Origin of the sequence: Streptomyces sp. A0592 (assembly GCF_004795115.1) — a bacterium.
Classification (GTDB): Bacteria; Actinomycetota; Actinomycetes; order Streptomycetales; family Streptomycetaceae; genus Streptomyces; species Streptomyces erythrochromogenes.
Genome location: NZ_SSBM01000001.1, coordinates 99,642 through 112,394 on the forward strand (window position 1 = coordinate 99,642; position 12,753 = coordinate 112,394).

The window sequence follows — 12,753 nt, forward strand, 5'->3', positions numbered from 1 at the left end:
CCCGCGGACACTGAAGGGGCGTTGAGTCTTCGATGACGGAACCGACCGCTCGTCTCGTGCGGCTTTCTCCCACGCGCCTGGCCGGAGTGCGCCGGCGAACGGGCGACTACTGCGACCGGACCATCGCCTCGGCGTGCTCGATCGGTCTGGCGTACTGGGCGACGGGCCGCAGCCCCGACGGCATGGAACTCACCCCCGCCACCCTCTTCGCCGACGTCCTCGGCTGGGTCGACAACGGCGGCGCCGGCGCGGCCGGCTGGGAGATCGGTGCGGACGCCCGCACCATCGCCCTCCCCGAAGGCGTCCCCCCGGCCGAGGCGCAGCTCGCGCTCGACGACCTGGCCGACTTCCCCGACCGGCCCCTCGGCACCATCGCCCCGTCCAGCGTGGCGGCGCGCATCGAGACCCTGGCCCAGTGGAACGACAACGGCGCGGACCGGGTCCGCCCGACCGTCGTGGAGATGTTCCGCGAGCAGGCCCGCACCCGCCCCGACGCCGTCGCCGTCGTCGACGAGCACCGCTCTCTGACGTACGGCCAGGTCGCGGAGCTCTCCGGCCAGCTGGCCCACCACCTCGTCGAACGCGGCATCACCGCCGAACAGGTCGTCGGCATCTCACTGGACCGCTCCGCCGACATGGTCGTCGGCCTGCTCGGCGTGCTCCGGGCGGGCGCCGCCTTCGTCCCCCTCGACCCGCAGTGGCCCGCCGCACGCAGGGCCGTCGTCATCGAGGACGCGGGCGTCGTGCTCCAGCTCAACGGCTCGGGCGAACACCCTCCGGGGGAACCCGCCGCCGTGCCCGTCGACCTCGGCGACTGGCGCCACGGATCCCGCCCCGGCGGGGACCCCGGCATCACCACCCCCGGCGACGCCCTGGCCTACGTGATCTTCACCTCTGGTTCCACCGGCCGGCCCAAGGGCGCGATGATCCGCCACGAGGCGATCAGCGAGCGCCTGCTGTGGCAGGTCGAGGAGATCCTGGGCTTCGGCCACGACGACGCCTCCCTCTTCAAGGCGCCGCTCTCCTTCGACATCTCCATCAACGAGATCTTCCTGCCGCTGGTGTCCGGCGGCAGGCTCGTGGTCCTGCGGCCCGGCGGCGAACGCGACCCGCACCACCTGCTCGGCGTGATCGCCGAGCAGCGCGTCACCTTCACGTACCTGGTGTCCTCCATGCTGGACGTGCTGCTGGAGATCGCGGGCGACACCGGCCGGCTCGACAGCCTGCGGCACGTGTGGTGCGGCGGCGAGGTGCTGACCCCGGAACTGTACGAGCGGTTCCGCACCCGGCTCGACATACCCATGTACCACGGCTACGGCCCGGCCGAGACGACGATCGGCGTCTCCCACGTCATCTACCGGGGCGCCGCGGAACGCCTGTCCACCTCCATCGGCCGGGCCAACCCCAACACCCAGCTCTACGTCCTCGACGACGAACTGCGCCCGGTCCCCGTCGGCGTCGGCGGCGAGCTGTACGTGGGCGGCTTCCTGCTCGGCCGCGGATATGCCGGCGCCCCCGGCCTGACGGCCTCCCGGTTCGTCGCCAACCCCTTCGCCGACGACGGCTCCCGGCTCTACCGGACCGGTGACCTGGCCCGGTACGCGCCCGACGGATCGCTGGACTTCCTCGGCCGGGCCGACAACCAGATCAAGATCCGCGGCATGCGGCTGGAGATCGAGGACGTCGAGGCCGGCCTCGCCGAACACCCGCGCGTACGGCACAGCTGCGTCGTCGCGAAGAAGAACACGGCCGGCGGCACCTACCTGGTGGGCTACGTGATCCCGGCCGCCGGAGCCGCGGACCTGCGGGCGGAGGAGGTCCGGGACTGGGCCGCCGGGCACATGGTGGAGTACATGGTGCCCGCCCGCATCGTCGTCCTGGACGAGTTCCCGCTCACCGCCAACGGCAAGCTCGACCGCGGCGCGCTGCCCGAGCCCGAGTCCGCCACCGGCCCGCTCGCCCTGCCCGCCACCGACAACGAGCGCCTGGTGTGCGCGGCGGTCGCGACCCTGCTGCGGCTGGACCGGGTCGGCGTCGACCAGGACTTCTTCCGGCTCGGCGGCGACAGCCTGCTCGCCATCTCCCTGCTCGGCGCCCTGCGCAGGGCCGGCCTGCACGTCACCCCGCGACAGGTCTTCACCCACAGCGTGATCGGCTCGCTGGCCGCGGTGGCGAGCCCCGTCGACGCCGCCGCCGAGGACCACGACGACATCGCGACCGGGCCCGTCACCGGCTCACCCATCGTGCGCTGGCTCGGCGAGACCACCGACGCGGTCGACGGCTTCGTGCAGTCCGTGGTGCTGAACACCCCCGCGGACCTGACCGCCGTCGCGCTCGACACGATCCTCTCCGCCGTCGTCGCACGCCACGACATGCTGCGCGCCCGGCTGGTCCGCGACGACCGCTGGGGCTTCGACGTCCCGGCGCCCGGGGACCGCACCGCCGCCGGATGGCAGGAGAGCGACCGGCCGCTCGACGAGTGCGTCACGCTCGCCACGGAGGCTCTGGACCCGGAGGCCGGAGCGATGCTGCGCGCCGTGTGGCGCCGCGACGCCCGCCAGCTCGTCCTCGTCGCCCACCACGTGGTGGTCGACGGCGTGTCCTGGCGGATCCTGATGGAGGACCTCGCCACCGCCTGGCGGCAGTACGCCGCCGGCACACCGGTCCAACTGCCCCCGGTGGGAACCTCGTTCCGCCGCTGGACCCAGTTGCTGGAACACGCCGTGTTCGACGACGACCGCGCCCACTTCCGGCGCGCCCTGCCCGGGGCGGACGCACCACTGAGCCGGCGCCCGCTCGACGCGGCCGACACCGTCGCACGGGAGCGGACGACGACCGTCTCGGTCGGCCCCGACACCACGGCCGCACTGCTCGGCCGCGTCCCCGCCGCGTTCCACGCGGGCATCAACGACGTGCTGCTGACCGCGCTCGCCGTCACGCTGGCCCGCCGGCGCCGCGACCTCGGCCAGGACCAGACCTTCGCCCACGTCGAACTGGAGGGCCACGGCCGCGAAGCCCGCTTCGTGGCGGACGGCGCCGGCTTCGAACCGGAACTTTTCCGGACCGTCGGCTGGTTCACCACGCTGTTCCCGGTCACCGTCGACCCCGGCACGGCAGCCGACCTCGGCGACCCCGCCTACCTGGCCGCCGCCCTCAAGTCCGTGAAGGAAGACCTCGCCCGCGTCCCGCGGAGCGGCCTCTCCTACGGCGTCCTGCGCCACCTGGCCGGCGCCCGCTTCGACGCGCCCGCACCCCAGGTGCTCTTCAACTACCTCGGCCGCTTCGACGCGGGATCCGCCGGCGACTGGGAACTCAGCGGCACCACCGGCCAGTTGGGGGAGAGGCGCGACCCGGGGATGCGCCTGCCGCGCGCCCTGGAGTTCAACGCCATCGCCGAACCCGACGCGACCGGCGCCTACGAACTGGTCACGACCATCTCCTGGCCCGACGGACTGTTCACGGACGAGGACGTCGCGACCATCGGCGCGTACTTCCGCCAGGCCCTGACCGCGATCGCGGCGCTCGACGCCGGCGGCCACTCTCCCAGCGACTTCGACATGGTCGCCCTCACCCAGGCCGACGTCGACGAACTCGACGGCCCCGCCCTGCGCGACATCCTGCCGATGACCCCGCTCCAGGAGGGCCTGTACTTCCACTCCGTCTTCGACGACGACTCCGCGGGCAACTACGTCGAGCAGCAGCTGCTGACCCTGGAGGGCGAGGTGGACGCCGACCGGCTCGCTGCCGCGGCCACCCGTCTGCTCGTCCTCTTCCCCAACCTCGCCGCCCGCTTCGTCCCCCTCGCCGACGGCCGCGTGGTCTCCGTACTGGAAAGCGGCGTACGGGCCCCCTTCACCGTCCTGGACCGGCCCGGCATCACCGACGAGGAGATCAGCGACCACGCCGAACGGGACCGCCGCGCCGGATTCGACCTGGCCACCGGCCCCCTCATGCGGTACACGCTCATCCGTGCGGGAGCCGGCCGGACCGTCCTGGTCCAGACCGTGCACCACATCATCGCCGACGGCTGGTCGGTGCCGCCGATGCTTCGCGCGCTGCTCGCCGAATACCACGCTCCGGGCACCGTGCACCCGGTCGGCGGCTTCACCGACTACGTGCGCCGGCTCGCCGGGCACGACGAGGACGAGAGCGACCGGGTGTGGCGCGAACAGCTCGCCGGCCTGCCCGGCCCCTCGCTGGTCGCCGAAGGCCACACACCGTCCGACCGGTTCGCCGACACGGCCGTGGAACCCGACGACGACCTCGACGAAACGGCCCGCTCGGCCGGGACACCCCTGAGCGTCGCCGTGCACAGCGCCTGGGCGGTGGCCCTCGGCGGCCTCCTGCACGACCGGGACGTCGTCTTCGGCTCCACGGTGTCCGGGCGCGACGCCGACGTGCCCGGCATCGAGGACATGGTCGGCCTCTTCATCAACACCATCCCCGTCCGCGCCCGGTGGACCGCCGCCACCACCGCCCGCGACCTGCTCTCCGCGGTGCGCGAGCACCAGAGCGCCGTCCTGCCGCACCAGCACGTCTCGCTCGCGCGCATCAGCCGCCACGCCGGCGCCGGCCCCCTGTTCGACACCCTCGTGGTCTTCGACGTCGCGACCGACACCGCCGCCCTGCGGGAACCGGGCCACTCGCTGTTCATCACGGGCATCGTGAACGAAGGGGCCCCGCACTACCCGCTGACCCTCGTGGTGGAGCGCACCTCCGACGACCGGCCCCGCTTCAACCTGATCTACGACGGCGCACTCCTGCGGGAGGCGACCGCCCGCACGATCCTGTCGGCCTTCACCCGCACCCTCGCCGGCCTCCTCACCAGGCCGGACGCCCTGGTCGACGACCTCGCACCCGGCGACGCCGGACGCCCGGCCCGGACCGCGCCGACCACCCCCACCCCCACCGTCGCGGACACTCTCGGTGCCCTCTTCGACGCCGCCGCCCGCCGGGACCCGGAGGCCACCGCCGTCACCCAGTGCGCCCTCGACGGCGCGACCCGCTCGCTGACCTACGGCGAACTGTCCGCGGCACGCGACGAACTGGCCGCCACCCTGCGCGCCGCCGGCGTCGGACCGGGAGAGCGCGTCGCGGTCGCCGTGCCGCGCTCCCTGGAGCAGGTCGTCGCGCTGGTGGCCGTCGTCACCGCGGGCGGAGCCTACGTACCACTGGACCTGGCCTACCCGGACGGCCGGCTGGAGTACGTCCTCGCCGACGCCGCTCCACAGGCCGTCCTCGTCGCCCCCGAGCAGCGGGACCGCTTCACGCGGCTGCTGGCCCGGGCGGGCGTGCCCGCCCGCGTGCTCGTCCAGGGGGAGGAGCCGCTTGCGCAGGCCACCGGGGAGCCGGGCCCCGCGCCGGCTCCCGGCCCGCACGACCCCGCGTACGTCATCTACACCTCCGGCTCCACCGGCCGGCCCAAGGGCGTCGTCGTCCCGCACGCCGCCGTGGTGACCCTGCTCGCCAACACCCGCCCCGCCATGGACTTCGGCCCGCGCGACGTGTGGGTGCAATTCCACTCGTACTCCTTCGACTTCGCGGTCTGGGAGCTGTGGGGCGCCCTGGTGCACGGCGGCGAGCTGCTGGTGCCCGAGTACGCGCTGACCCGCTCCCCGGTCGACTTCCACCGGCTCGTGCGCGAACGCGCGGTCACCGTGCTCAACCAGACCCCTTCCGCCTTCTACCAGTTCATCGAGGCCGACCGGCACGCGGGCGAGCCGCTGCCCGCACTGCGCCGGGTCGTCTTCGGCGGTGAGGCGCTGGACCTCGGGCGGCTGCGCGGCTGGGTCGAGCGGCACGGCACCGCCGCGCCCGAGCTCGTCAACATGTACGGCATCACCGAGACCACCGTCCACGTCACCCACCGGGTCCTGACCGACGAGGACTTCCGCCACGGCGGCGACGCCAGCCCGATCGGCGGCCCCATCCGCGGCCTGGCCGCCTATCTCCTCGACGACCGGCTCCGGCCGGTGCCGCCGGGCCGGGTGGGCGCCATCTACGTCGCGGGCGACCAGGTCTCGCTCGGCTACCTGGGCCGGCCGGGGCTCACCGCCGGCCGGTTCGTGGCCGACCCGTTCGCGGGCGACGGCTCCCGCATGTACCACACGGGCGACCTCGCCCGCCGCACGCTCGACGGCGAGCTGGAGTTCACCGGCCGGGCCGACGACCAGGTACAGCTCAAGGGCTTCCGCATCGAGCCGGCCGAGGTGGAGGCCGCCATCAGGGAACTCGACGGCGTCGTCGACGTGGCCGTCACCGTGGCCGGCAGCGGCGACCACCTCGTCGCGCACGTCGTGGGCAGGCCGCCGGCCGACCTCGCCGGCCCGCTGGCGTCGAAACTGCCCGCGCACATGGTGCCCGCCCGGGTGCTGGCGCTCGACGCCCTGCCCCTGACGGTCAACGGCAAACTGGACCGCGAGGCCCTCACCGACCGGGCCGAACAGGCCGACCGGACCGACCAGGCCCGACGGGTCGGTGCGGCGCCCGCGGAGCACGGCGCGCCCGCGGTGGCCCCCGACACCGCCCTCCCGGCACTGGTCGGCATCTTCACCGACACGCTGCCCGGTACCGCCGTGGACGCCGACTGCGACTTCTTCCGGGCCGGCGGCGACAGCATCCTCGCCATCACCGTCGTCAACCGGGCCCGGGCCCTCGGCCTCACGATCGCGCCGCGGGACGTGTTCCTGCTCCGGACCCCGCGCGCCCTCGCCGCACATCTGGCGACGAGCCCACCGCAGGCCGCGACGCCCGCACCCGCGCCCGCCGCCCCCGAGGACGGCCCGCTGGCCCCGACCCCGATCATCCTGCGCCTGCGCAGCCTGGGCGGCTCGCTCGCCCGGTTCGCCCAGGCCCGTGCGGTGGCCGCGGCCGAGGGCACCGGATTCGCCGACGCCGAGCGCGCCGCGAACGCCGTCGTGGCCGCCCACCCGGCCCTGCGGCTGCGCCTGCGCATCGAGCACGGCGTGTGGGCCCTGCGCACCGAACCCGCCCGCGGGGTGAGCGTCGTACGCGCGGACACCACCGACCCGGCGGCCGCCGCCGACGAGGCCGCCGGACGCCTCGATCCCGAGGCCGGGAACGTCATCGCGTTCTCGTGGCTGGAGGCGACCCGCACCCTCGTGGTCGCCGTGCACCACCTCGCCGTCGACACGGTGTCCTGGCTGATCCTGCTCGACGACCTGGACGCGGCCCTGCGCGGGACGTCCCCGGCGCCGCCGACCACCTCCTACGCCGCGTACGCGCGGGCCCTCACGGACCCGTCGGCCCACCCGCCCGGCGACGACCCGGCGGCCCACGACGGGCACCCGGCCCACGACGGCCTCGGGCACTGGATCACCACGCTCCAGGCGCCCCCGCTGCTGCCCGCCGTCCGGGCACTCCGCGACACCACCGTCGTGCTCCCGCCCCACATCGGCGACCTCGTCACCCGCACCGCGCCCGCCGCACTCGGCGTCGGCCTCACCGAGCTGCTGTGCGGCGCGCTGCGCACCGCGCTGACCCGCGTCCAGCCCACGCCCACCGACCTCGCGATCGACCTGGAGCGGCACGGCCGCGACCCGGTCCTGCCCCACCACGACTACACCCGTACCGTCGGCTGGTTCACCTCCATCGCGCCCGTGCGGCTCACCGCGCACACCGACCCCGTGGCGGCGGCCCGCGAGGTCGCCGCACGGCGGCCGGACGAGCGGGCCCACCTCGCCTACGGACGACTGCGCCACCTCGACCCGCAGACGGCCCCGCTGCTCGACGCCCACCCGCAGGTGCTGTTCAACTACCTCGGCCGGGGCGACGAGTCGCAGGCCCTGCACATCACCGGCGGCGACGAGGCGGCGAGCAGCCCCTACGCCGTCGAGGTCAACGCCTGGACGGACGCCGCCACCGGCAGCCTGCACGCCGTCTTCACCCTCGCCGAAGGCGTCCCCGACGCGATCACCGGGCACTGGCGCGACGCACTGGAGCACATCGCGCAGGCCTCCGCGACCGCCGAGCGCACCGCACCGGTCACCCCGCTCCAGCGCGGCCTGTTCTTCCAGGCCCAGCTGGCCGGACCGGCCGGACACTACGTCGCGCAGAGCTGGTTCACCTTCGACCGGCGCCTGGACACCGACGCCCTGGCCGAGGCGATGGCGTGGGTGATCGCACGCCACCCGGCGGTGGGCGCGGGCTTCACCACCGACGACGACGGCAACGCCGTGCAGGTCCTCGCGGCCGGCCGCCGCGTCGGCGTCCGCACGCTCGACCTCACGACGGACGCGGAGGTCGACGACCTGCTGGCCCGCGACCGCGACACCGGGTTCGACACGGGCCGGCCGCCGCTGATCAGGCTGACCGTCGTGCGCCGGCCCGACGGCCGCGACGGCCTCCTGCTCAGCTACCACCTGCTGCTGTGGGACGGCTGGTCCCGGGAGATCGTGCTCCGCGACCTCTTCGACGCCTACGAAGCCGCCGTCGCGGGCGGGTTGACGGCGCCCGCCCCGGCCTCCCCGAGCTTCGAGGACCACGCCCGGGCCCTCGCCGCCCAGGACCCGGCCACGGCGGAACGGTTCTGGGCGGGACACCTGGCCGGCCTGCCCGGCCCGACCCTGCTGGCGGGACCGGCCCCGGCGCTCGCCGACGGCCTGCCCCGCACCCTCGTGCACACACTCACCGCCGATCAGTCGCGGCTGCTGCGGGACGCCGCCCGCACCCACGGCGTCACCCTGAACTCCGTACTGACCGGCGCCTTCGGCCTCCTGCTGGGCGCCCGGACGGGCCGCGGCGACGCCGTGTTCGGCGTCACCGTCTCCGGCCGCGAGGCCGAAGGCCTGTCCGGCATCGTCGGCGTCCTGCTCAACACCGTGCCCATGTGGACGCGGGCACGTCCGGGCGACACCGTCCGCGCGTACCTGTCGGCCGTGCAGGCCGCCCGGGTCGAGGCGATGGAGCACGAGCACATCGGGCTCGGCGAGATCCAGCGGGCCGCCGGACACGACACGCTCTTCGACAACCTGTTCGTGCTCCAGAACTTCCTGGACATGGACGCCTTCGCCGAGATGAACGCCCGGCACGGCATCACCGCCGTACGCGCCGACGACTCCACGCACTACCCGTACACCTGGGTGGTCACCCCCGGCGACCGGCTCACGGTCAAGCTGGAGTACCGCGACCACGACACCCCGGCGGCCCGGCGCCTCCTGGACGACTACCTGCGCCTGCTCGACGACCTCGCCCGGGCCACGGGACCGGTGGGCTCCCTGCGGGGCCTCGCGCCGCTGCCGCGCCCCGCCGAGCGCACCGACGTCGGCACGGACACCGTCGTCGACCGGTTCGACCGGGCGGCGGACCGCGACCCCGGGCGGACCGCGCTCGTCGCCCACGGGCTCACCATGACCTTCGCCGAACTCCGCGACCGCAGCCGCGCCGTGGCCGGCGTCCTCGCCGGGCGCGGCATCGGCCCCGAGACCACCGTGGGCCTCGCGATCCCGCGCTCCCTCGACTCGATCGTGGCGCTGTTCGCCGTACTGCGCACGGGCGCGGCGTACGTGCCGCTGGAGCTCGACCACCCCGACGAGCGGATCGCCGCGATCGTCGCGGACGCCCGCCCGCAGGTGATCCTCACCGTCGCCGCCGTGTCACCCCGGCTCGCCCGGCTGCCCGGCGACCTGATCGAGCTGGACCGGCCCCTGCCCGAGGCAGCGCCCTTCACGACCTTCGCCCCCGACGACCCGCACCGCCTGAGGCACCCCGCGTACACGATCTACACCTCCGGCTCGACCGGCCGGCCCAAGGGCGTGGTGACCGAGTACGCGGGCCTGACCAACATGCTGATCAACCACCGGCGCCGGATCTTCGAGCCGGTGCTGGCGGAGCACGGCCACCGGCTCTTCCGGATCGCGCACACCGTGTCCTTCGCCTTCGACATGTCGTGGGAGGAGCTGCTGTGGCTCGCCGACGGCCACGAGGTCCACATCTGCGACGAGGAACTGCGCCGCGACGCCCCCCGGCTGGTCGAGTACTGCGTCGGGCAGGCCATCGACGTCATCAACGTGACCCCGACCTACGCCCGGCAACTGGTGGCCGAGGGCCTGCTCGACGATCCGGACCGGCGGCCCGCCCTCGTCCTCCTGGGCGGCGAGGCCGTCACGCCCACCCTGTGGCAGCAGCTCGCCGAGACGGAGGGCACGGCCGGCTACAACCTGTACGGACCCACCGAGTACACCATCAACACCCTCGGCGTCGGCACCTTCGAATGCGAGGACCCGGTGGTGGGCGTGGCCATCGACAACACCGACGTGTACGTGCTGGACCCGTGGCTGCGCCCCCTGCCGGACGGGGTCCCCGGCGAGCTGTACGTGGCGGGCATCGGCATCGCGCGCGGCTACCTCGGCCAGGCCGCCCAGACCGCGCACCGGTTCGTCGCCTGCCCGTTCGGCGAGCCCGGTGAGCGCATGTACCGCACCGGCGACCTGGTGGCCCGGCGGCCCGACGGCAATCTGGCGTACCTGGGCCGCACCGACCAGCAGGTCAAGATCCGCGGACACCGCGTCGAACCGGGCGAGGTGGAGGCCGCGTTCGCGGCCCACCCCCAGGTCCGGTTCGTCGCCGCGGTGGCCCAGCCCGACCCCCAGGTCGACGGCGCGTACCGGCTGGCGGCCTACCTCGTACTGGACGGTGGCGGAGACCTGGCGACGGTGGCCGCAGAGGTGGGCGCCGCGCTCCCGGACTTCCTGCGCCCGACGCACTACGCCCGGGTCGACGGCATCCCCCTGACGGTGAACGGGAAGGCCGACACCAAGGCGCTGCCCGAGGCCCGGCCGCTGGGCGCGCTGACCACGGCCGGGGAGCGCGGCCCGCAGACCGCGACCGAGAGCGCCGTCTGCGAGTTCTTCGCCGAGGCGCTGGACCTGGACGACGACGAGGTGAGCGCCGTGAGCGATTTCGTGTCCCTCGGCGGACACTCCATGCTGGCGGTGCGGCTGATCGGGCTGCTCCGCCGGGAGTACGGTCCAGTCATCACGATCCGCGATCTGTTCACCCTGCGAACCCCGGAAGCGATTGCCCGCCACCTCGATGACAACTCCTGACACGCAGCGGCCCCGCTCGGGGTCCGACATCCTGCGCACCGCCCTGCGCCGCAACACCGGCGCCATGGCCTGGGGCACCGTCCTCATGGGCCTGTACCAGGCCGGCGAGACCGCCTTCCCCATCGCGCTCGGCCTGATCGTCGAGCACACGATGCGCGACCGCAGCCCCGGCGCCCTGGTCCTCTCGATCGCCGCCCTGGCCGTGATCATCACGACGGTGTCCCTGTCGTGGCGCTTCGGCATGCGCGTCCTGCAGAAGGCCAACACCACCGAGGCGCACCGCTGGCGGGTGCGGGTCGCCGACTGCGGCCTCCAGCCCGTGGCCCGCGACGTCGACCTCAAGTCGGGCGAGGTGCTGACCATCGCCACCGAGGACGCCGACCAGACGGCCGACATCATCGAGGTGGTGCCCCTGCTGATCAGTTCGCTGGTCGCGGTGCTCGTCGCCGCGGTCGCGCTGGGGCTGGCGGACCTCAGGCTCGGCCTGCTGGTGATCGTCGGCACGGTCGCGATCCTGTCGATCCTGTCGGTGATGTCCCGGCGGATCGGCTCCAGCACGCGCGAACAGCAGGCCCGGGTGGCCCGGGCGGGGGCGAAGGTGGCCGACCTGATCACCGGCCTGCGCCCGCTGCACGGCTTCGGCGGCAACCACGCGGCCTTCGGGTCCTACCGGAAGGTCAGCACGGAGGCGAAGCGCCAGGCGGTCACCGTGGCCGGGGTGAACGGCGCGTACGCGGGCACGGCCATGGCCCTCAACTCGGCCCTGGCCGTCGCCGTCACCCTGACGGCGGGCTGGCTGGCCTTCGACGGCCGTATCACCATCGGCGAGCTCGTCATGGCCGTGGGCCTGGCGCAGTTCATCATGGAACCGCTCAAGCTGTTCTCGGACATGCCCAAGTACGTGATGATGGCGCGGGCGTCGGCCGAGCGGATGGCGCTGGTGCTGACGGCGCCACCGGTCTCGGTCCCGGGGCCCCGGCGCCCGGCCGCGGGCGGCGGCCTGGAGATCGACGGCATCCGCCACGGGGCCCTGCGCGGCCTGAAGTTCCAGGTTCCGGCGGGCGGGTTCACGGCGATCGCCGCCTACCAGCCGTCCGCCGCCGCCGACCTCGCCGCGGTCCTGGCCGTGCGGGTCCCGCCCCACGCGTACGAGGGAGCGGTACGCGTCAGCGGGCAGGAGGTCGCCGAGCTGTCGGTGGAGGCGGTCCGCGAGCACATGCTGGTGAACCCGTACGACGCGGAGATCTTCGCGGGCACGCTGCGTACGAACATCGACCCGTCGGGCCGCAGCCGGACGGTCCCCGAGGCCGTCGAGGCGTCCATGCTGACCGATGTCGTCGCCCTCCACCGGGAGGGGCTCGACTACGCCGTACGCGACCGCGGCGCGAACCTCTCCGGCGGGCAGCGCCAACGGCTCTCCCTGGCCCGGGCCCTGGCCGCGGACAGCGACGTCCTCGTCCTGCACGATCCGACGACGGCCGTCGACGCCGTCACCGAACAGCTCATCGCGCGCAACATCGCGCGGCTGCGCCGGGGCCGGACCACCCTCGTGATCACGAGCAGCCCGGCCCTCCTGGACGCCGCCGACCGGGTCCTGGTCCTGGACGACGGTGTCATCACGGCGGAGGACACCCACCGCAACCTGCTCGCCACCGACCGGAACTACTGCCTGGCGGTGGCCAGATGA

Annotated in this window: 2 protein-coding genes; both read left to right on the top strand. The window is 74.2% G+C overall.

The features are described 5' to 3' along the window. Positions 1 to 32 precede the first annotated feature (32 nt). Positions 33 to 11,066 carry a non-ribosomal peptide synthetase gene (locus tag E6U81_RS00485; RefSeq protein WP_136228026.1) on the top strand — a complete coding sequence of 3,678 codons (11,034 nt, stop codon included), beginning with the start codon at positions 33 to 35 and terminating at the stop codon, positions 11,064 to 11,066. Then, complete coding sequence (locus tag E6U81_RS00490; protein WP_136228027.1) at positions 11,053 to 12,753, top strand: ABC transporter ATP-binding protein; 1,701 nt, start codon at positions 11,053 to 11,055, stop codon at positions 12,751 to 12,753. The genes E6U81_RS00485 and E6U81_RS00490 overlap by 14 nt, the downstream gene beginning before the upstream one ends.

Bases quoted from the DNA above. Each gene is read 5' to 3' on its own strand.
- E6U81_RS00485 (WP_136228026.1), top strand. From the start codon at position 33: ATGACGGAACCGACCGCTCGTCTCGTGCGGCTTTCTCCCACGCGCCTG.
- E6U81_RS00490 (WP_136228027.1), top strand. From the start codon at position 11,053: ATGACAACTCCTGACACGCAGCGGCCCCGCTCGGGGTCCGACATCCTG.